This window comes from Limnohabitans sp. JirII-29 (genome assembly GCF_003063395.1).
In the GTDB taxonomy this organism is placed as follows: domain Bacteria; phylum Pseudomonadota; class Gammaproteobacteria; order Burkholderiales; family Burkholderiaceae_C; genus Limnohabitans.
Genome location: NZ_NESB01000006.1, coordinates 116215 through 136647, shown reverse-complemented (window position 1 = coordinate 136647; position 20433 = coordinate 116215). Strand labels below are relative to the sequence as shown.

23 protein-coding genes are annotated in these 20433 nt (G+C 60.3%); 2 read left to right on the top strand and 21 right to left on the bottom strand.

Annotated elements, in window-relative coordinates; translation table 11 throughout:
- Window position 1 precedes the first annotated feature (1 nt).
- Both B9Z39_RS11120 and B9Z39_RS11115 read left to right on the top strand, forming a co-directional pair.
- Window positions 2-910, top strand: coding sequence for a sugar phosphate isomerase/epimerase (locus tag B9Z39_RS11120; protein WP_108301778.1), 909 nt, complete (start codon window positions 2-4; stop codon window positions 908-910).
- Window positions 907-1716 carry a hypothetical protein gene (locus B9Z39_RS11115; protein ID WP_108301777.1) on the top strand — a complete coding sequence of 270 codons (810 nt, stop codon included), beginning with the start codon at window positions 907-909 and terminating at the stop codon, window positions 1714-1716. Before B9Z39_RS11120 ends, B9Z39_RS11115 begins: the two co-directional genes overlap by 4 nt.
- Here the strand turns inward: B9Z39_RS11115 and B9Z39_RS11110 are convergent.
- The 21 genes from B9Z39_RS11110 to glyA form a co-directional block, all read right to left on the bottom strand.
- Window positions 1706-2830, bottom strand: coding sequence for an acyltransferase (locus B9Z39_RS11110; protein ID WP_108301776.1), 1125 nt, complete (start codon window positions 2828-2830; stop codon window positions 1706-1708). The two genes, B9Z39_RS11115 and B9Z39_RS11110, sit on opposite strands and share 11 nt — an antisense overlap.
- 4 nt (window positions 2831-2834) lie before the next feature.
- The gene (gene tolA / locus B9Z39_RS11105; RefSeq protein ID WP_108301775.1) at window positions 2835-3755 is read right to left on the bottom strand and encodes a cell envelope integrity protein TolA; all 921 of its coding nucleotides are present in this window, start codon (window positions 3753-3755) and stop codon (window positions 2835-2837) included.
- A gap of 18 nt (window positions 3756-3773) precedes the next feature.
- A complete protein-coding gene (locus tag B9Z39_RS11100; RefSeq protein WP_108301774.1) occupies window positions 3774-4205 on the bottom strand; it encodes an ExbD/TolR family protein in 432 nt (143 codons plus the stop codon).
- 16 nt (window positions 4206-4221) lie between these two features.
- Window positions 4222-4911: a protein TolQ gene (gene tolQ, locus B9Z39_RS11095; RefSeq protein WP_100143942.1), complete on the bottom strand. Its 690-nt coding sequence runs from the start codon at window positions 4909-4911 to the stop codon at window positions 4222-4224.
- Window positions 4908-5318 (bottom strand): tol-pal system-associated acyl-CoA thioesterase, encoded by a 411-nt coding sequence (gene ybgC, locus B9Z39_RS11090; RefSeq protein WP_108301773.1) that lies wholly within the window; start codon window positions 5316-5318, stop codon window positions 4908-4910. The genes tolQ and ybgC overlap by 4 nt, the downstream gene beginning before the upstream one ends.
- A gap of 6 nt (window positions 5319-5324) precedes the next feature.
- On the bottom strand, window positions 5325-6509 hold the full coding sequence (locus B9Z39_RS11085) for a pyridoxal phosphate-dependent aminotransferase (RefSeq protein ID WP_100143946.1): 1185 nt from the start codon (window positions 6507-6509) through the stop codon (window positions 5325-5327).
- Window positions 6506-7033, bottom strand: a complete 528-nt coding sequence (gene nusB, locus B9Z39_RS11080) for a transcription antitermination factor NusB (RefSeq protein WP_369823275.1) — start codon at window positions 7031-7033, stop codon at window positions 6506-6508. The genes B9Z39_RS11085 and nusB overlap by 4 nt, the downstream gene beginning before the upstream one ends.
- On the bottom strand, window positions 7033-7506 hold the full coding sequence (ribH, locus tag B9Z39_RS11075) for a 6,7-dimethyl-8-ribityllumazine synthase (RefSeq protein ID WP_100143951.1): 474 nt from the start codon (window positions 7504-7506) through the stop codon (window positions 7033-7035). The genes nusB and ribH overlap by 1 nt, the downstream gene beginning before the upstream one ends.
- A 19-nt stretch (window positions 7507-7525) precedes the next feature.
- A complete protein-coding gene (ribBA, locus tag B9Z39_RS11070; RefSeq protein ID WP_108301772.1) occupies window positions 7526-8635 on the bottom strand; it encodes a bifunctional 3,4-dihydroxy-2-butanone-4-phosphate synthase/GTP cyclohydrolase II in 1110 nt (369 codons plus the stop codon).
- A 33-nt stretch (window positions 8636-8668) separates the two neighbouring features.
- Entirely contained in the window at window positions 8669-11752 is a 3084-nt protein-coding gene (locus B9Z39_RS11065; protein WP_108301771.1) for a tetratricopeptide repeat protein, read from the bottom strand.
- 15 nt (window positions 11753-11767) lie between these two features.
- A complete protein-coding gene (locus tag B9Z39_RS11060) occupies window positions 11768-12427 on the bottom strand; it encodes a riboflavin synthase (RefSeq protein WP_108301770.1) in 660 nt (219 codons plus the stop codon).
- A gap of 28 nt (window positions 12428-12455) precedes the next feature.
- Entirely contained in the window at window positions 12456-13556 is a 1101-nt protein-coding gene (ribD, locus tag B9Z39_RS11055) for a bifunctional diaminohydroxyphosphoribosylaminopyrimidine deaminase/5-amino-6-(5-phosphoribosylamino)uracil reductase RibD (protein WP_108301769.1), read from the bottom strand.
- Between the two features lie 30 nt (window positions 13557-13586).
- Complete coding sequence (locus B9Z39_RS11050) at window positions 13587-14843, bottom strand: HipA domain-containing protein (RefSeq protein WP_100143959.1); 1257 nt, start codon at window positions 14841-14843, stop codon at window positions 13587-13589.
- On the bottom strand, window positions 14840-15187 hold the full coding sequence (locus B9Z39_RS11045; protein WP_100143961.1) for a helix-turn-helix domain-containing protein: 348 nt from the start codon (window positions 15185-15187) through the stop codon (window positions 14840-14842). The genes B9Z39_RS11050 and B9Z39_RS11045 overlap by 4 nt, the downstream gene beginning before the upstream one ends.
- A 143-nt stretch (window positions 15188-15330) precedes the next feature.
- Entirely contained in the window at window positions 15331-15756 is a 426-nt protein-coding gene (locus B9Z39_RS11040) for a type IV pilin protein (RefSeq protein ID WP_158269497.1), read from the bottom strand.
- Window positions 15757-15797: 41 nt separating this feature from the next.
- Window positions 15798-16451, bottom strand: a complete 654-nt coding sequence (locus B9Z39_RS11035; protein WP_146183326.1) for a pilus assembly protein — start codon at window positions 16449-16451, stop codon at window positions 15798-15800.
- An 8-nt stretch (window positions 16452-16459) separates the two neighbouring features.
- Window positions 16460-17254 carry a PilW family protein gene (locus B9Z39_RS11030; RefSeq protein ID WP_158269496.1) on the bottom strand — a complete coding sequence of 265 codons (795 nt, stop codon included), beginning with the start codon at window positions 17252-17254 and terminating at the stop codon, window positions 16460-16462.
- Window positions 17188-17691 (bottom strand): type IV pilus modification protein PilV, encoded by a 504-nt coding sequence (gene pilV / locus B9Z39_RS11025; protein ID WP_146183325.1) that lies wholly within the window; start codon window positions 17689-17691, stop codon window positions 17188-17190. Before pilV ends, B9Z39_RS11030 begins: the two co-directional genes overlap by 67 nt.
- Window positions 17682-18221: a Tfp pilus assembly protein FimT/FimU gene (locus B9Z39_RS11020; protein WP_108301765.1), complete on the bottom strand. Its 540-nt coding sequence runs from the start codon at window positions 18219-18221 to the stop codon at window positions 17682-17684. The genes pilV and B9Z39_RS11020 overlap by 10 nt, the downstream gene beginning before the upstream one ends.
- A 35-nt stretch (window positions 18222-18256) precedes the next feature.
- The gene (gene nrdR, locus B9Z39_RS11015; RefSeq protein WP_100143973.1) at window positions 18257-18706 is read right to left on the bottom strand and encodes a transcriptional regulator NrdR; all 450 of its coding nucleotides are present in this window, start codon (window positions 18704-18706) and stop codon (window positions 18257-18259) included.
- A 465-nt stretch (window positions 18707-19171) separates the two neighbouring features.
- On the bottom strand, window positions 19172-20416 hold the full coding sequence (glyA, locus tag B9Z39_RS11010; protein WP_100143977.1) for a serine hydroxymethyltransferase: 1245 nt from the start codon (window positions 20414-20416) through the stop codon (window positions 19172-19174).
- Window positions 20417-20433 lie beyond the last annotated feature (17 nt).

Sequence of the window (20433 nt, the reverse complement as noted above, 5' to 3'; positions counted from 1 at the left end):
CATGAGCCAATTCCAAGGAACCATGGACGACTTCGGGATGGACACCATCTCGCTGGCGGGGCCACTCGAAGCCAAACTCAAGGCCATTCGCGAGGCGGGCTTTGGTCAAGTCATGCTGTCGGCACGCGATGTGGTGGGGCATCCCGATGGCTTGGATGCCGCTGTGCGGGCTGTCAAACAAAGCGGCCTGCGTGTCACTGGCTTTCAGGTGTTGCGCGACTTCGAAGGCCTGAGCGGCCATTTGCACGACTACAAAATCGACATTGCCAAGAGCATGTTGGAGATGTGCGCGGCCTTGGGCTCCAAGGTGTTGCTGGTGTGCTCGTCCACCTCGACCCATGCCACGCAAGACCTCGACCACATCGCCGCTGACTTGCGCAAACTCGCCATGCTGGCCGTGCCCTTAGGCATCAAGGTGGCGTTTGAAGGTTTGTCTTGGGGCCGCACCATCAACGAATTCACCACGGCCTGGGACGTGGTGTTCCGCGCCGATGTGCCCAACCTGGGCATTGGTTTGGACTCGTTCCACATGCTGGCCGCCAAAACACCGCTCGATGAGTTGGAGATCTTGGACCCTGAGAAAATTTTTCTGGTCCAGCTGGCCGACTTCATGTGGCAAGAAATCCATTCCTTCGAAGAGCGCATGACCACGGCGCGCCACTTCCGCGTCTTCCCTGGCGAGGGCGTGCACAGCGAAGCCACCGCCGACTTGGTGACCCGTCTGTACAAGCTCGGCTACCGGGGTGACTACAGCTTTGAGGTGTTCAACGACGACTACCAGCAACTGCCGCTGCCCACGGTGGCGCAGCGTGCCTGGAAGTCGGCCCAGTGGTTGGGTGAAGACGTGTTGCGCCGCTCGGTGCCCATGCCCAACCAAATTCGCTTGAGGCGCGCACGTTGGGACACATGAGCGACGGTTTGCGCCAGGACTTGCCGTCTTTGATGGACGAGCGGGCCTTGGTGGCCGCCATGTTGCGCCAAGAGGCCGCGCTGGCCCAGGCACAAGCCGAGCTACAGCTGATGGCGCTCAGCGATGCGCAATCCATCATCAACACCTGCAAGGTCGACTTGTTCGATGTGCCGCATATCCTGCGTGAGAGCTTGCTGGCCGCCAGCGCTGCTTCTGAGCCTCCTGTGATCAAGAGCTTGCGTGAAAGCGTGCGCCTGTTCAACCCAGTGGCGGCCAAGGCCGTCTACCGCGTGGGTCAAAGTGCTGACTTGCTCAGCAATGCCTTGGCGTTGGTGACGCACGATGTATTGACGCAGATGGCGTCAGACATTCAAGCCTTGCGTGAGCTGCCCGCTGCGGCCGATGTGTGTCTGGCTTGGGAGCGGGTGCACTACGTGGCTGAGCGTGCTTTGCGTTTGCAATTCAAATCCACCCCAGACCATGCGGCCTGGCCCATGGCAGACGTGCAGCAGCACGCGGCACGCGCGCTCGGTTTGGCCCCCGCATTCAGCGAAGGTTCGGAGGACTGGATGTCGTTGGGCTGCGAATTGGGCGTATTCACCCTATGCGTGCAGCGCATGTCTGCTCAGGCACAGGTGCTGCGTGCGCCGTTGTGGGTGGCGCAGTGGTTGACCGAGTTGTCGACACACACCATTCGCCCGCTGGATGCGCGTGATTTTTGGCGCGCCCAGTGGCCTTTGTGGTCCACCTTGGCCTTGACCGCAGCACGCAGCCTGCGTGAGCTGGCGACAGGGTTTAAAACTTAGCGACCGATGAACGGCTTGGCCACAACGCGGCCATGCGGCTCAACACGTGGCGCAACGTCGCGCTGAAGGTGCTTCGTATTTGCTGCACATCCAGCGCAGCACGTGGTTGGGTGACCCAGGCGGTGAGGGGTTTTTCGCCCCACACATGAAATGCCACACCGACTGCGATGCTGGCCATCCAGGCCAAGCCACTCATCCACAAAGCCGCGCTGGGCGATGACAGCTGCCAGTGCTCCCAGGAGGCACTGAAGACCACGATCATGCCAAAGTGCGTCAAGAACATGGCGTAGGCGCTGTCCACCAACAAGGTGCTGATACGACCCAGCTGGATCCGGTTGAACTTGAGGTTGTTCACGCTCACATACGCCAATACCAAGCAGGTCAACAGCGCCAAAGCCAAGCGAATGCGTGGCTCAAACCACAGCGACTCTTCACCCAACAGCAGCACGGCACCCAACACCAGTTGGTCAAAGCTTGAGCGGCGTGCCCAAGCGGCCAGCACACCCAGCCCATAGGCAGCGAAGAAGTAAATGGCCCAGTTGTCCAGGCTTTCAAAGCGGTTGAAGCCCCACATCGAGGCCACGCACAATGCCGCCACACCGAGTGACAAGGCCCGGTCTGACTTGAGCCAATAAGCCAACAGCACCAGCAGGGCATAGAGCTGAAAGTCTGCCGCCACGTACCACACGCCTACCGACAGGGCTGGAACGTCTAGCACCGATTGCAGCAAGGTCAGATGCGCCAGCACGCTGTGCAAGCTGGGCGCGTCCACCAGCCAGTCGCCAGAAATGAAAGGACGCAGCAACCACACCAAACTGGTGACCCAGCACAGGGCCAGCACGAAGCTAGGCATCAAGCGCAGGTAACGGCGTTGAATGAGCGTGACGGGGTGGTGCTGACCGCGACGGCCCATGATCGACTGGGCGGCCAAATACCCACCGATCACCAAGAACACTTGCACCGCCAGGCGTGCATCCATGTAGAGGTGTTCGATCAACGATGGCCACGCGCTGCGAATGGCTTCGGCCATCGGGCCATAGCCCGACAAATGGTGCAGCACGATCAGCTGGGCAGCCAGCAGCTTGAGAACATCAATGGCAAAAGAACGGTTCATTCGGTCAGTCTTTGGGACGGAAACTAATCAACAGCGGAGAGTGCACCCGACCGTCTACATCGCGCGGCAGCACCTCGGTCTTGTCGATGGCTTTGAGCACAGCGTTGTCCCAGGCAAGGTTGCCACTGGACTTGACGAGCTTCTTGCCTACGATGGTGCCGTCGGGTGCGCAGCGCACCTCGACCTCGGCCGGGGTGTTGCCCACAACCTCTTCGGTGAACACGATGTTGGGTTTGATGCGGGCACGGATGCGACCGCCGTAACTGTCAGAGGGCCCTGCTGAGCGCAGCGCCGATCCGGTGGCATTATCGCCGCCTGTGGCCCCGGCCAGGCCTGCGATGCGCTTCATGTTTTCGTTACGTATCGCTTCCAATTTCTTGGCATCCTCTGCCGCTTGCTTGGCTTCTTTTTGAGCCTGGAGTTTTTTGGCTTCTTTGTCTTTGCGCTCCTTGTCCTTGCGTTCTTCTTCACGCTTGGCGTCGAGCTGGCGCTTGTCTTCTTCGGCCTTGAGCTTGGCTTTCTTCTCGTCAGCTTTCTTTTGCTCGGCCTTTTTCAGTTCGGCTTGGCGACGCTCAGCCTCTTTGGCCTGTTGCAGCTTTTTCTCGTCGTCGAGTTGTTTGCGTTTCTTGGCCAAGGCAATGTCGGCCTCACGGTCTGGCGCAGGCGGTGGCGGCTTGACCACTTCTTTGGGCGCAGGAGGCGGTGGTGGAGGGGGCTCCACCTCGACCAGCTTGGGTGCAGCGGCCTGAGGTACGGCAGACCACAATTCGGCTTCCGCTGACAAGGGGTTGTCTTGGTTCCACTGAATGCCTGCGGTCAGTGCCACCAGCAACAAGGCGTGCACAAACAAAGCGAGCGTCAACGAACGCCCCGTGCCCGGTGGGGGTGGGGGCGCGAATTCGAGGTGCTGGGCGTGGGCGCTCATGGGGACGCGAGGTGTCAATCAGTCCACCAGCTGCACAGCCAGTCCCACACGCTGCACGCCAGCGCGTTGCAGCACATCCATGGCTTTGACCACGGTTTCGTATTTGATGGTGCGGTCAGCCGTGATGACCACCGGGCCTTGTGCCACCTCACCCTGCAGCTGGCGCACATCGCGCGCCAGCATGTCCAGCGAGCTGCTTTGCGTGGCAACTGTGGTGCCAGTGCTCTTGAGGGTGATCTTCTCGTCTTTGCTGATTTCGACGTGGATCACCTGGTCGGGCACCGTGGCTGCTTTGCCCACGGTGGGTAGGTCGATCACGCTGGGCGAGATCAGCGGGGCAGTGACCATGAAGATGATCAGCAGCACCAACATCACGTCGATGAAGGGCACCATGTTGATCTCGTTCATGGTGCGACGACCACGGCCGGAGCGGGGAGCGATAGACGCCATGGGGGAGCCTTTGAACTCAGTGAGCCAGCGTGGTGGCGCTGACGTTGCGCTGCAAGATGTTGGAGAACTCTTCGATGAAAGTCTCCAGCTTGATCGACACCCGGTCGATGTCGCGCGCAAAACGGTTGTAGGCCAGCACGGCGGGAATGGCCGCAAACAAACCAATGGCGGTGGCCACCAAGGCTTCGGCAATGCCGGGGGCCACTTTGGCCAGCGTCACTTGTTGCATGCCTGCCAAGCCGGTGAAGGCGTGCATGATGCCCCACACCGTGCCAAACAAACCCACATAGGGCGACACCGAACCGACCGAAGCCAGCAAAGACAGGTTGGACTCGATGGCGTCCATCTCACGTTGGTAGCTCGCGCGCATGGCGCGGCGTGCACCGTCCATCAAGGCGCTGCTGTCGTTGATGCGGCGTTCACGCAGTTTTTGGTACTCACGCATGCCGCTGGCAAAAATGCGTTCCATCGGACCTGACTGCTTGGCGTTTTTGGCGGCAGAGGCAAACAGTTCGTTCAAGCTGGTGCCCGACCAGAACTCACGTTCGAACTCTTCGTTCAGGGTCTTGACGCGTTTGAGTGAAATGATTTTGCGAAAGATCGCGGTCCAGCTGGTGATGGACACGCCCATCAGCATCAGCACCACCACCTGCACCACCCAACTGGCGTTGAGCAACAAATGGACGATGGAAAAGTCTTGTGTCATGTCAGGCGTTCCAATACAGAAGAGGGAATTCTCGCAGGCTTGAGGGTGGCGGCATCGACCCAGCCAATGCGGATCGTGCCCTCGCACAGCAGCGTGTCACCACACCAGGCTTGTTGGGCAATCACCAGGCTGGCGCGGCCACCTTCGGCCAAGCGCGCGGTCACGCGCAGCAAGTCATCAAGCTGCGCCGGGCGGTGGTATTTGATGCTGGTTTCACTCACCACAAACATGCCACCGGTGGCTTGGCGCAAGGCGTGTTGTTCCACGCCCAAGGCACGCAACCACTCGGTGCGCGCGCGCTCAAAAAACTTGAGGTAGTTGGCGTAAAACACAATGCCACCGGCATCGGTGTCTTCCCAGTACACCCGCACAGGGTGTTCAAAGGCTGTGGGTGTGGTGTGCGTCATCGGTGTTCAGCCCAGCAAGGTGTGCAAACGGGCCACGGCTTCGCGCAACTCGGGCAGCGAGCGGGCGGTTGAAAAGCGCACAAAGCGCGCGGTGTCGGCTTGGCCAAAGTCGCGCCCCGGCGCACAGGCGATGTTGGCGCGTTGCAGCACCTCAAACGCAAAATCCCAACTGCCTTGAACGCCCAGTTTTTCGCAAGCGGCGCTGCAATCGGCCCAAGCGTAAAACGCGCCGTCGGGCATCACGGGCACCGTCAGGCCCAGTTGGTTCAGGGCCGGCACAAAGAAGTCGCGCCGTGCCTTGAACTCGGCGCGACGTCGCTCGTACTCGGCCAGGCTGTCGGCTTCAAAGCAGGCCAGTGCGGCATGTTGCGCCACCGTGCTGGGGCAGATGAACAGGTTTTGCGCCAAGCGCTCGACCACCGGCACCAAGGTCTCTGGCACCACCATCCAGCCCAAGCGCCAGCCGGTCATGCTGAAGTACTTGGAGAAGCTGTTGATGCTGATGATCTGATCGTCCAGCGCCAAGGCGGTGTGGCCAAACTCGTCGTCGTAGCTCAGGCCCAAATAAATTTCGTCAATCAGCGTCACGCCCCCGCGCTGCGACACCTCGGCATGGATGTCACGCAAAGCGTGGGGGTGGATCGAGGTGCCCGTAGGGTTGGACGGTGAGGCCAAGAGCACACCACGGGTGTGCGCGTTCCAGTGCTCGCGCACCTGCGCCGCATTGAGCTGAAAGCGGTCTGCGGCGGTGGTGGGCACCAACACGGCCCGACCTTCGGCTGCGCTCACAAACTGGCGGTTGCAGGGGTAGCTGGGGTCGGGCATCAGCACTTCGTCCCCGGCCTCAATGAGGGCCAGACATGCCAGCTGCAAAGCCGCCGAGGCACCCGCGGTGATGACGATGCGGCTGGCCGGCACCTGCACACCAAACCGCTGGCTGTACCAGCCGCTGATGCGTTCGCGCAAAGCGCCTAGCCCCAAGGCTGCGGTGTACTGCGTCTGTCCGTCGCGCAGGGCACGCACGGCAGCTTCTTGCACCAAGGGCGGTGCGGTGAAGTCGGGCTCGCCAATGCTCAGGTAGACCATGGCCGGGTCGGTGGGCCCCAGAGTGGCGGCGCGTGCAGCCGCCGCCTTGGCGACTTCCATCACATAAAAAGGCTCAATGCGCTGTGCGCGCTGGGCGATCTTCATCTGGCCTTGCCGTTGTTCCGATCGGCCTGCACTTCCAGGGGGCGCAGTTGAGGTGCCAAGCCATTGAGCACGGCGTTGACGTACTTGTGGCCATCGGTGCCGCCAAACGATTTAGCCAGTTCGATGTATTCGTTCAACACCACGCGCCAAGGCACGTCGATGCAGTGCTGAAACTCATACACACCCATCCACATCACCGCATGTTCAATGGGGGAGATTTCTTCCAGCTTGCGGTCGAGCAGCGGCACGATCAAGGCATCTAGCACTTCGCGCTGTTCGACGCAGCCGTACAGCAGCGCGTCGTAGTGGGCTGAGTCGGATTTGTGAAAACCGCTCAGGTCACGGGTGAACACATCGATGTCTGCCGCCTCGTTGCGGCCCACCAAAAATTGGTACAGGCCTTGCAACGCAAATTCACGCGAGCGGCTGCGGCCCGATTTGGCTGAGCTCTTGCGCGGTGCTTTGGCTTCAGGCGTGGCGGGCTCTGGCGTCGGGGCAGATTCGGGTGTGACGGTGTCAGTCATCATGCGAGTTGCTCCAGCAGCAAGGCCATTTCCACGGCCACGCGGGCGGCGTCGCGGCCTTTGTCGGTTTGGCGAGCCACGGCTTGCTCTAAGTTTTCGGTGGTCAAAATCGCATTCGCAATCGGCACGTGGTAGTCCATGCCCACGCGGGTCACGCCGGCGCCCGACTCGTTGGCCACCAGCTCGAAGTGGTAGGTCTCGCCACGGATGATGCAACCCAAGGCGATCAGCGCGCTGAAGGGCTCGGGGTCTTCAATTTGGGCCAGCGCTGCCAGCGTGAGGGGCACTTCCAGTGCGCCGGGGACTTGCACCACGGTGATGCGCTCGTCGGCCACGCCCATGGCCTTGAGTTCGGCCACGCAGGCTTCACGCAAGGTGTTGGTGATGTCTTCGTTGAAGCGGGCTTGGACAATGCCGATTTTCAGGCTGCTGCCGTCCAAGGTGGTGGTGCTGGCGAGGTTGGAGACAAACATGTCAGAGGTTCCTTGAGACTTATTCTTTGGCCAGATAGCCGACGATTTCGAGGCCGTAGCCGGTCATGCTGGGCATGCGACGCGGGTTGCCCAACAGGCGCATCTTGTGCACGCCGCAGTCACGCAAAATTTGCGCGCCCACACCATAGCTGCGCAAGTCCATGCGGCCACGCGATGGCCCATGGGCCGAGCGGGCGGTGCCGTCAAACTGGGCCAGCAACTGCTCGCCGCTTTCGCCACAGTTGAGCAACACCACCACGCCGGCGCCTTCTTGGGCAATGCGTTGCAGGCTCGAATCCAAGCCCCAGGAGTGCATGACACGGTTGGGCTCCAGCGCATCGAGTACCGAGAGGGGTTCGTGCACCCGGGCCAACACGTCTTGTTCAGCCTTCCAGCTGCCTTTGACCAAGGCCATGTGCACGGCACCGTTGGTCATGTCTTTGTAGGCATTGGCGGTGAACTCGCCGTGCGCTGTGTTCAGTGGGCGGCTGCCCACTTTTTGCACCAGCGACTCGGTGCGGCTGCGGTGGGCAATCAGGTCGGCAATGGTGCCGATCTTCAGGCCATGCTCAGCGGCAAACAACTGCAAGTCGGGCAGACGGGCCATGGTGCCGTCGTCTTTCATGATTTCGCAAATCACCGAGGTGGGCGAGCAACCGGCCATGGCAGCCAAGTCGCAACCCGCTTCAGTGTGGCCTGCGCGCATCAACACGCCGCCGTCCACCGCTTGCAGCGGGAACACGTGGCCGGGTTGCACCAGATCACTGGGCTGTGTGCCTTTGGCCACGGCTACTTCGATGGTGCGGGCGCGGTCAGCAGCGGAAATGCCGGTGGTCACGCCCTCGGCGGCTTCGATCGACACGGTGAACGCGGTGCTGTAGACCGTGCCGTTGCGTGCGGCCATGGGCGGCAGCTTTAAAAATTCGCAACGTTCACGGGTGAGCGTGAGGCAAATCAAGCCACGGCCAAAACGGGCCATGAAGTTGATGGCTTCTGGCGTGACATGGTCGGCGGCAAGCACCAAGTCGCCTTCGTTTTCGCGGTCTTCTTCGTCGACCAAGATGACCATGCGGCCAGCTTTCAGCTCGGCCACGATGTCTTCGACAGGGGAGATGGGAGTAGGGGTCATGAAATATTCAATTCGTTCAAAAATGTGTAGGCGTCAAGTTGCTGCTTCGCTGGGGGTTGCGTTATCAAGCTCATGCCATAGACGTTCAAGTAGGGCTTCGTACTGGGTGTCTTCAGGCTCAACACGATGTTGCTGTGCATCAGCACGTTGCGCTTGGAGCATGCGCTCTCGACCAAGGCGCAGGCATTCACGGGTGCGTGTCTCAGCCTCATGGGTATTGCCTTGCAAAAACTGCGCATAGCCAATGTTTCCGTAGATCATTGCTTTGTCTTCGGCGTTGCACTGCGTCAATGCACGTTCTAAACAAACCAATGCTTGACCAAGCTGGTGTGTGCGTGACTCAACAGACGTCCAGTGTTGCTTGGCCTTCATCAACAAGCAAAAACCTTTTCCGTTCAAAGCGTTGGCGACTTGTTCCCGAACGGTCGTGACTGTGTCAGCACTGTAGCGCTGGTCGATGAGGTCGAAGACGGCAATTGCGTCGTCACTGCAGGTTAGCTTTCGTAGGGTGACACCCTTGTTGAGCAAAGCTTTAGCGACTTGTTCACGGATGAGTGGGGTGGTGTCAGCCCCGTATCGCTGGTCGATGAGGTCGAAGACTGCAATTGCGTCGTCAGGGCGGTTGAGCGTACCGAGCCTGACGCCTTTGCCGCCCAAAGCTTTGGCGACTTTTTCGCGAATGGTCGTGGCTGTGTCAGCGCTGTATCGTTGGTCAATGAGGTTGTAGACGGCAATTTCGTCGTCAGGGCGGTTGAGCGTACCGAGCGTGACGCCTTTGTTGAACAAAGCTGTTGCGACTTTTTCGCGGATGGTCGTGGATGTGTGAGCGCTGTAGCGCTGGTCGATGAGGTCGTAGACGGCAATTTCGTCGTCAGGACGGTTGAGCGTACCGAGCGTGATGCCTTTGTTGAATAAAGCGTTGGCGACTTGTTTGCGAATGGTCGTGGCGGTGTCAGCGCTGTAGCGCTGGTCGATGAGGTCGAAGACGGCAATTGCGTCGTCACTGCGGTTTAGCTTTCGTAGGGCGACACCCTTGTTGACCAAAGTTTTGGCGACTTTTTCGCGAATGGTCGTGGCGGTGTCAGCGCTGTATCGCTGGTCGATGAGGTCGTAGACGGCAATTGCGTCGTCAGGGCGGTTGAGCGTACCGAGCCTGACGCCTTTGCCGACCAAAGCTTTGGCGACTTTTTCGCGAATGGTCGTGGCGGTGTCAGCGCTGTATCGCTGGTCAATGAGGTTGTAGACGGCAATTTCGTCGTCAGGGCGGTTGAGCGTACCGAGCGTGACGCCTTTGTTGAACAAAGCTGCTGCGACTTTTTCGCGGATGGTCGTGGATGTGTGAGCGCTGTAGCGCTGGTCGATGAGGTCGTAGACGGCAATTTCGTCGTTAGGGCGGTTGAGCGTACCGAGCGTGATGCCTTTGTTGAACAAAGCGTTGGCGACTTGTTCGCGAACGGTCGTGGCGGTGTCAGCGCTGTAGCGCTGGTCAATGAGATCGTAGACGGCAATTTCGTCATCAGGACGGTTGAGCGTACCGAGGGTGACGCCTTTGTTGAACAAAGCTTTGGCGACTTGTTCGCGAACGGTCGTGGCGGTGTCAGCGCTGTATCGCTGATCAATGAGGTCGTAGACGGCAATTTCGTCGTCAGGGCGGTTTAGAGTACTGAGTCTGAAGCCTTTGCTGACCAAAGCTGTTGCGACTTTTTCGCGAATGGTCGTGGCGGTGTCAGCGCTGTAGCGCTGGTCGATGAGGTCGAAGAAGGCAATTGCGTCGTCAGGGCGGTTGAGCGTACCGAGCGTGATGCCTTTGTTGAACAAAGCTTTGGCGACTTGTTCGCGAATGGTCGTGGCGGTGTCAGCGCTGTAGCGCTGGTCGATGAGGTCGTAAACGGCAATTTCGTCGTGAGGGCGGTTAAGCGTACCGAGCGTGACGCCTTTGTTGAACAAAGCTGTTGCGACTTGTTCGCGAATGGTCGTGGCGGTGTCAGCGCTGTAGCGCTGGTCGATGAGGTCGTAGACGGCAATTTCGTCGTCAGGGCGGTTGAGCGTACCGAGTCTGACGCCTTTGCCGACCAAAGCTTTGGCGACTTGTTCGCGAACGGTCGTGGCGGTGTCAGCGCTGTATCGCTGGTCAATGAGGTTGTAGACGGCAATTTCGTCGTCAGGGCGGTTGAGCGTACCGAGCGTGACGCCTTTGTTGAACAAAGCTGTTGCGACTTTTTCGCGAATGGTCGTGGCGGTGTCAGCGCTGTATCGCTGGTCAATGAGGTTGTAGACGGCAATTTCGTCGTCAGGACGGTTGAGCGCTCCGAGCGTGACGCCTTTGGCAAATAAAAACATCACTTGTTTTATGGCTGGTTCTGCTTGTGACAGGTGTTCAAGCGACTGCTCAAACGCGGTGAGGGCGCTTTCAAAGCGTTCGTTGGCGTATTCAGCTAAGCCGCGCGCAAAGTAATCTTCTGCGGTGAACTCTGCTTCAGGTTTTTGTTTTAACGCTTCGTTTGTCGTGTTCAGCACTGCCCGGTCTTCTTGGGGTAGTTCAGACGCTTTGCTTTTGTTGAAGACTTTCGGTGTCATGTCTTCAATACGCTTTTCTGCATCACGAGCCTTGTTTCCAACACCAGCCTCGTGTTCATGGATCTTTGCAATTGCTTGAGAGGTTTCTTTTCTCAACTCAGCAATTTCATTTTGTAATTCCTTGGAATGGTTTTCAAACCATTCCTCAGCTTCAAATTTAGCGGCTTTCTTTGCTTCTTCGATGGCTTTGTCTTTGAAGCGAAAACTGATGAGCCCACCTATAAAAACCGTCAGTGTGATTAAGGCACCTACCCATGCAATCCAGTTACCTAAAGTCGTCGTGTGGTTCGCCACCATCCCTATGTGGTTGGCCTGCGAAGCCGTGATGCTTTGAATGTCTTGGATGCGCTTGTCCTGTGCATCCAACTTGGCGCTGAACACGCCCACGTCTTTGTCGAGCGCATGTACCTGGTCTTGCAGCTTGTCTACATCCGCTTGCGCGGCCATGCGCTCGGGCGCGCTGTGGGCTGACAGCAAAACGCACAGGCCCAAAATTGTGGCTGTGCAGATGCGTACCAATAAAGAGTGCAAGGGCTTCATGGGATGGAGCAGGCGTTAAACCGTTTTCAGCGTCGCGTCCACGCGCAGCATGCGTTCAACGTAACGCGCCACGGTGTCAATTTCAAGGTTCACGGTGCTGCCCGCTTGCAGGGTGCCCAAAGCGGTGTTTTCCACCGTGTGAGGAATGAGGTTGATGCTGATCTCTGAACCGCGCAAACCCAGGGGTCCAGCAGCATCGAAGAAGTCTTGCACCTGGTTGACCGTCAGGCTCACGCCGTTGACGGTGATGGAGCCTTTGTAGGCCAGGTACTTGGCCAGCTCGGGCGGCGCCATGATGCGCAGCTCCCAGCTTTCGCCCACGCGCTCAAAGTGGCTGACTTGGCCGATGCCGTCCACATGGCCGGACACGATGTGCCCGCCCAAGCGGTCGTGGGCCCGCAAGGCTTTTTCGAGGTTGACGCGCCCGAGCTGCGCCAAGCCGCTGGTGCGGGCCAGCGATTCGGCAGAGATGTCAATCGTGAACTGGTGGTGGAGGGGGTCAAACGTGGTGACGGTCATGCACGCGCCGTTCAAAGCGATGCTGTCACCCAAGCCCACGTCGTCAAGGTACCCGGCAGGTGCCTCGATGGTGAGGCGCTTGCCGTGGTTTAAAGAGCTTCCCAGGTCGTGAACTGCGGTGATGCGCCCCACGCCGGTGATGATTCCGGTGAACATCCTGCTATTTTCGCAGGTTTATCGGGCCTCACCGCCGGACTCTGGCCAATATCCTTAGATCGGGGCCAATTTGTGTGACCTCATGGAAGTCCAGAGCCAGGGCTTCTTGCAAGTTTGACAAGGGTCCCAGGTTGCTCATGCCTCGGCCTTGACCGATCAACAGGGGCGCCAGGTACACCAGCAACTCGTCCACCAGCCCGGCGTGCAGCAGCGAGCCGTTGAGTTTGTGGCCGGCCTCCACATGCAGCTCGTTGATGCCGCGTTGCGCCAAGTCGTGCAGCATCTGGGCCAAGTCGACTTTGCCGGTGGCGTCGCTCAGGCAGGTCACGCTGGCGGCTTGGGCCTCCAAGGCGCGGCGTTTCTCGGCGTTGTCTTGCGCGGCATAGAACCACAGCGGGCGTTGCGGGCCAAACAGCTTGGCATTCAAGGGCGTTTCCAGTCGGCTGTCGACCACCACCAAGCTGGGTTGGCGTGGTGTGGCGACGGCGCGCACGTCCAACTGCGGGTCGTCCTCCAGCACGGTGCCAATGCCAGTCAACACGGCACAGGCGCGCGCGCGCCAGGCGTGGCCGTCTTGGCGGGCGGCCTCGTGGGTGATCCACTGGCTGACGCCATTGGTCAGTGCGGTTTGCCCGTCCAGTGAGGCGGCCATCTTCATGCGCACCCAGGGCATGCCGTGCTGCATGCGTTTGAAAAAACCGATGTTGAGTTCGCGTGCCGCATCGGCCATCAACCCCACGTCCACCTGCACGCCTGCGGCGCGCAAACGCGCCACGCCTTGGCCCGCCACCTGGGGGTTGGGGTCTTGCAGGCTGGCCACCACGCGCTGGATGCCGGCTTGAATGAGCGCATCGCAACACGGGCCGGTGCGGCCTTGGTGGCTACAGGGTTCTAGCGTCACGTAAGCCGTGGCGCCTTGCACGCTGTGGCCCTTGGCCTGGGCATCGCGCAAAGCCATGACCTCGGCGTGGGCCTGGCCCGCTGCTTGGGTGTGGCCGCTGCCCAGCACCACGCCTTCGGCGCTGGTGATGACGCAACCAACCCGTGGGTTGGGTGAGGTGAGGTACAGCGCCTGCTCAGCCAAGGCCAAGGCCTGGGCCATGTGGGCGGTGTCGGTGGGGGAGATCATGTGGCAATTATCTGTGCAGGGGTGTCTGGCTCAGCCGATCATGGAGAGTGCCAACCCACAGTTGCGCTCGATCACGCCGGTGATGGTCTGCACCAGCTCATGCTCGGTGGCTGTGAAGGGGTGGATGGCCATGGCTTGTTGTGTGACCTTTGCCCATGCGGTGGGTACATCGGTGGCCATTTTTTTGAACAGGCGCAAGCTGGGCTTGACGCCAAACCCGCAGTCGTCACACAACGCTTCCCATGAGTGAGCGCCAATGCGGGGGTAGGTGTCATCGTCACCGATGTAGAGCGCCAAGCGGTCGTCGCCATAGGCCTGCACGCACAACAGGTCATAAAAAGGGGCCAGGGCGTAACCCGTCTCGTCGATCAACACCGAGATGTTCTTGGCGTGGGCGTCGCTGTTGCCAATCAAATAATTCAGCATGACCCAGCGCTGAAAACTCAACAGGTCTTTGGCTGGCAGCTGCAACGCGCGCAAGGCGTGTGCTATTTTTTTCAGACTGACCAAGCCCCCTTGCCGTTCGTACTTCCAGTCAGAGCCCACGCCCAAGAGCTGGCAAGCGTCGATCTGATGCATGCAGACGATGTGACCGTCGACCACTTGGCGGTCGTAGCGTTGCACGATGTAAAGCGTCTCGGGCAAGTGCAGCAGATGGACCTCTGGCACTGGCAACTGGATTGCCCGGGCCAACTTCATGCACAGGTATTCGTTGACGGCGCTGGGTGTGAAATGGGGCAGACGGGAGTCTGGTTTGGCAATGTGCGTGGTGGGCGAGCTGCCCACGCTGTCGTAGAGCTGGGCCCGTTGTGCGTCGTAGCGCAAGCCCATTTTGTCTTGCGCGCCAGGCAGCGACATGCTGCTTTGCGGGTTGGCCAAAAGCAGCGGTTTGCTGTGGTGACGTTGTTGAAGGCGTTGGCGCAAGGTGTCTGGGCTCAACACGCTGTATTGCTGCAAAGTCTGAGGTGCTTGGCCCTCGGGCAACACCGACAACACACCCGGCAACTCGGCACCGAGCTGGCCGACGACTTCAAAGGCACTGGCGTTGCGCAGTTGGATGGCGTTGAGAATTTCCTCCAAGGGCGCACCCTCGGGCAACAGGTTGGCAAAAAAGGTTTTGACGGCTTCGCCTCGATAGGGCGTTGCGCTCAACGCAAATTGCGGGGCCAGCACATAGGCGCACGAGGAAGCCAGCCACTGGGGGTCGTATTGAAAAATGTATTGCCCGGCCTCATGCCCAAACCACCCCATGGCTTGCGCATTGGCCCAAACGCGCAGCCGAATCATGGCTGATGCGCCTCGGTGGGTGAGTCTGCGGCAGATTCAGTGCTCAGGACGATTTGTGCCTCCGACACGCCGTAGTCCGCTCTGAGGGGGGCTTGTTTGGAACGCCGGGTGTTTGCTTGTGCGGTGACCTGAAAACCCTGGGCTTGCAGACTCAGGCCGAGGCCATTGATGAGCTGGACCAGCTTACCCAAGCTGCAATTCTGAGGGCTGGACTCTGCATCACGGATGAAAGACACGCTCACACCGCAAGCGGCGGCGGCAGCCTCACGCGACAACTGTTGACGTTTGCGCTCAGCGGCCAAGGCAGCGGCCAAGGAGGGCAGTGTGCTGTTTTCAATTTTCATATTTGCTCCTGATAGGACAAATTATTTGTTTTCTTAAGCAGTATTATGATTTTTTGACCTCAAAAGGTCAATTTAATGATGTTGATTGATGGCATCGGCAAAATTGTTCTTTCAGGGGCAATGGTTGGCGTCTGGCCGTGCCTTCAACGCCCCCAACACTGCGCCACGCTGAGCGACGCGTTGACCACCCCGCGCACGCCCGTGTGTGTGAGCGTGAAGCTGCCACAGGCGTCGCCCACTTGCGCTCCGGTGGGTGTGGCGGTGAGGGTGAAGCCTTGCGCGCTGCTGGCAAGGCTGAGTTGGTAGCGCAGGCCTTCGGCTTGCAGCACGCTGGTGGGCACGTCTGCTGCTGCGGGGTAGCTGCCGTTGGCGCTGGCGGCGCGCTCTAGCCAATGGGCGGCTTGCAGCAAGGCGGTGCGGGCTTGGGCGCGTTGGCTGCGTTGCAGCAACTGTTGGTAGTTGGGCCAGGCCCAGCCCACCAAGACAGCGATGCAGGCCAAGGCGATCAACAGCTCGACCAAGCTAAAGCCGTGTTGTGCCACGTCGGTGTGAGGGCGGGGGTGAGGCATGGGCGCTTTCATGTGCAGGGGTTTGTTTTGTCGTTGGAGGCTCATTCGGCCAGCACCTGCCAGCTGTGCCAAGTGCCGCCGCTCGTGCTGCCCGGCACCGGGTTGGCGGGGGCCGACCACAGGGCTTGCAGCACCACCGCTGTGCCAGGCAGAACCCCGCGTGCCAGCACGGTGATGCGGTAGACAAACGGCGCGCTGGGGTTGAGGGGCGTGGCATCGACCAGCACCTCCACCCAGTACCACGTGGTGTTGGCACCGTAAGGGGTGTCGGCGCCGCTCAGAGGCCAGGCGGCGTTGGTCATGGCTTGCCATTCGCTGGCGCTACGGGTGGGCGCACCGTTGGGCGCGCAGATGCCGCTCACACAGGCTTGTGCGCCCAGGCGTTGGCGCAAGGTGTCGCGCTCGCTCAGGCTGGTGGGGAAGAACGCATGCGTTTGCGCGTCGTTGCCCGGTGTATGGCGCGGGTTGATATTGCCCTGCGCGTCGGTGGCTGCGCCCAAGATGTCTTGCAGCGCCAAGGGCAGGGCGGCTTCGGCGCTGTGTTGGGTGCGCAGCAGGTCGGCCTCGGCGTTGAGCAGCCACTCGGTGCCGCGCAGGTTGCGCCAGCCTGTCAATGCGGCCAGGCCCACCAAGGCCAACACGGCCATCACGGTGGGCAAGGCCAGCCCCAAGCTGCGTTTCGGGTAGGAGCGCATGCGGTAGCTCACGGCAGCACGCCCACATGGTTGCGCAGGGTGAAGGTGCGGCGCAGCACGCGTCGGCTCAAACCGTCTGCAGCCACGGTTTCGCCCTGGCAGCCCAGGCTGGCGGTGTTGCGTGTGGCGTTGGGCTGGCTGCTGACCCAGCGCATGCACACTTCGATGGCCAGCACTTGGCGCATGTCGCTGACTTGGGCCGCCGTTTTCCATTGAATGGTTTGGTTGGCACCGGCTTGGGCGTAGCGCACTTGCAGGTCTTCCACGCCTTCGGCCAAGGCTTGGTAGGTGCTGCCGCTCAGGCGCAGGTCTTTGCAGGTGAGTTCTTTTTTGGTGTTGAGCTGGTAGTTGTTGAGCACCAGTGCGTCGCTGCCTGCATGGTTGCCTTGGCAGTCGTAAGGGTTCAGGCTGTGCCAGTGACCCAGGCTCACGCTGTCGGTGCGGGTGCCCTCAGTGCCTTGCAGATCGGGTTGGCTGTTGTCGTGCGGCGCTGTGCGTTGCACCTGTTGACCATCGGCTGTGGTGCTGACTTGCGCGGCACCCGCCATCTGAGCTTGGATGCGCAGGTTGCGCAGTGCGACACGGGCGTTGTGGTGCAGCGCATCGACCGCTTCAAAGGCGGCCCACGATTGGCGGCTAACGTTGTAGCTGGCCACGGCACCCAGCATCACAGCCAAGCCCACGGCCAAGCCCACCAGCAGCTCGGGCAGGGTGTGGCCGCGAGTCAGCATGGTGCTCACCATGCTGGCCGAAAGAACAAACGCCAACAGCTCATGGCGCTCGGGCAAGCGGGGCTGCCCCACGCGGTGTCGGTGCGGTAGCTCTCGCCGCTGTCGTGCCAGGCCACCACCACGCCCCACCAGCCGCTTTGGCCGCTGAGGGCAAACACGGCGGCATCGCCTTGCGGCAGCTGTGTGTTCAGGGCCTGTTGCAGTTGTGCCATGTCCCATTGGGCCAAGTCGCTGCGGGCGCAGGCCAGAGTGGTGCAGTTGGTCGTGGCGCTACGGGCGGCAGTGCTCCACGTGCGTGTGTACAGCGCGGCTTGGCTGGCGTTGAGGCGCATGCGCTCGGCCAGGTCGTCTGCCAGCCCCATGGCGATGCTGCGGTTGACCTGCTGGCGTTGGGTTTGCAAGCCGATTTGTTGCAACCACAGCGCGGCCAGCACGCCAGAGGCCAACAGCAGCAAGGCCATGAGCGCTTCCAGCAGCGCCACACCGTGGTGCATGTGCTTCAACTGCACGAGGTCCCCAAGACCGTGCGAATGCGCCCGGTGTTGTTGAGGCACAGCGAATAGGCCACGCTGAGGCTGGGGTTGCGCGAGCCCACCGTCCAGCGGTCGCCCACGCCACCCAACTCGCCTTGGCGGCTGATGGTCAGCGCACTGGTCTTGGTGTAGCTCACCAACAAGGGGGTGTGCAGCGGGGTGACTTGCAAGGTTTGGCTGCCGTCGGCGAGTTGCAACTGCCAGCCGCAACTCCAGTCGGAGCCCACTGCGGTGGCCCAAGTGCAATCGCTCAATCGTGCCAAGCGCAGTGCTTGGCCCAGTTGCAGTGCCCGCACACGTGCGCTTTGCAAGTCGTTGTGCAGTTGGTCACGGGCCAGTTCGGCCCGCGTTCGCTCCAGCACGCGTTGCATGCTGGGCACCGCCAGCAGGCCGACCCAGCCGAGCACGGCCAACACCAGCAGCAACTCCACCAAGGTGAAGCCCTGGTGCGCGTGCCTGTGAGAATGAAAAATGCCCAGCGTTTGCATGCGGCAAATGCTAGGCATCTGGGGGAGTGCGGCGCGTTGCCGCCACTCGAAAATTATTTGCGAACTTCGTCGACCAAGCTCTTGAAATCGTCGATGTCTTCAAAGCTGCGGTAGACGCTGGCAAAGCGGATGTAAGCCACTTTGTCGAGTTTTTTCAGCTCGCGCATGACCAGTTCACCAATGCGGGTGGAGGGCACTTCGCGCGCGCCGAGGCTGAGCAGTTTTTCTTCGATGCGTTCAATCGCGTTGTCGACTTGTTCCGTGCTGACCGGGCGTTTGCGCAGGGCCAGACTCATGGAGTCGAGCAGTTTGTGGCGTTGGTAGTCGATGCGTCGCCCGTCTTTTTTGACGATGTTGGGAAAGCTCACATCGATGCGTTCGTAGGTGGTGTAGCGCTTGTCGCAGGCACCGCATTGGCGGCGACGGCGGATGGAGTCGCCGTCTTCAGACATGCGGGTCTCCACCACTTGGGTTTCAAGGTGACCGCAGAAGGGGCATTTCATGGGGTGTTGTCTCGCTTTGGTTTGTTGGCGATTGTGCTTGTGGTTTTGTCTTTGCCCTTGCTTTTGCCTTTGCCTTTGCCTTTGCCTTTGCCTTTGCTGTGCTCGCTGGGGGTATGGGTGGGGGCCGCTTCTTCATACTGTGTACAGAAAATCATCAGCGGCCCCCACCCATACCCCCAGTCTGCGGCTGGCTTGGCTGGCGCTCGCCGTGTTCATGCGCTGCAATGCACGATCTGAGCTGGCTTTTTTGTTGGCACGCAAATCACTTGTAACTTTCGTGGCTTCTGGATTCTGGCGTCATGCTTGTGATTCAGCATGGGTTCCCGAAAGAACTTGCTCTCAACCCAACCGCAGGGGTGATGAGTGCGGCGGGCGATGATTTTCTGTACACAGTATGAAGAGCCCGCCGTACCCATCGCCTCTGCCGTTTCCGGCGCGAAATCTTCACGCCAGAAACACCCCAACTCAGCGGTAGACCGGAAAGCGGCTGGTCAAAGCATGCACCTTGGCGCGCACGGCTGCGATGTTGGCTTCGTCGTGCGGGTTGTCCAACACGTCGGCAATCAAATTGGCGGTCATGCGCGCTTCTTCGTCCTTGAAACCACGCGTCGTCATCGCTGGGGTGCCAATGCGCACGCCGCTGGTGACAAAAGGTTTTTCGGGATCGTTGGGGATGGCGTTCTTGTTGATCGTCATGTGGGCAGCGCCCAAGGCGGCTTCGGCTTCTTTGCCGGTGATCTTCTTGGAGCGCAGGTCCACCAACATCACGTGGCTTTGTGTGCCGCCGCTGACGATGCGCAGGCCGCGTTGGGTCAGCGTTTCGGCCACGATGCGGGCGTTGGTGATGACTTGTTGTTGGTAGGCCTTGAACTCGGGCGCCAGGGCTTCTTTGAACGCCACGGCTTTGGCCGCGATGACGTGCATCAGCGGGCCGCCTTGCAGGCCAGGGAAGATGGCGCTGTTGATGGCTTTTTCGTGCTCAGCCTTCATCAAGATGATGCCGCCACGGGGGCCGCGCAGGCTCTTGTGGGTGGTGGAGGTCACCACATCGGCGTGAGGCACGGGGTTGGGGTAGACGCCTGCGGCGATCAAGCCGGCGTAGTGGGCCATGTCGACCAAGAAGATGGCTCCCACGTCTTTGGCCACTTTGGCAAACCGTGCAAAGTCAATGTGCAGGCTGTAGGCCGAGGCACCGGCGATGATGAGTTTGGGCTTGCTCTCGTGGGCCTTTTTCTCCATCGCGTCGTAGTCGATTTCTTCTTTCTCGTTCAGACCGTAGGACACCACGTTGAACCACTTGCCACTCATGTTGAGCGCCATGCCGTGGGTCAGGTGACCGCCTTCGGCCAGGCTCATGCCCATGATGGTGTCGCCGGGCTTCAAGAAAGCCAGGAACACGGCTTCGTTGGCCGATGCGCCGCAATGCGGCTGCACGTTGGCCGCGTCGGCGCCAAAGATTTGTTTGATGCGGTCGATCGCCAGTTGCTCGGCCACGTCCACGTGTTCGCAACCGCCGTAGTAGCGCTTGCCGGGGTAGCCTTCGGCGTATTTGTTGGTGAGCTGCGAGCCTTGGGCTTGCATGACGGCGGGCGAGGCGTAGTTCTCGCTGGCGATCAGCTCGATGTGGTGTTCTTGGCGCGCGTTTTCAGCCTGGATGGCGGCCCACAGTTCGGGGTCGGTCTGTTCGATCAAGATGTTGCGGTGGTACATGCTGGCAGTCCTAGTAG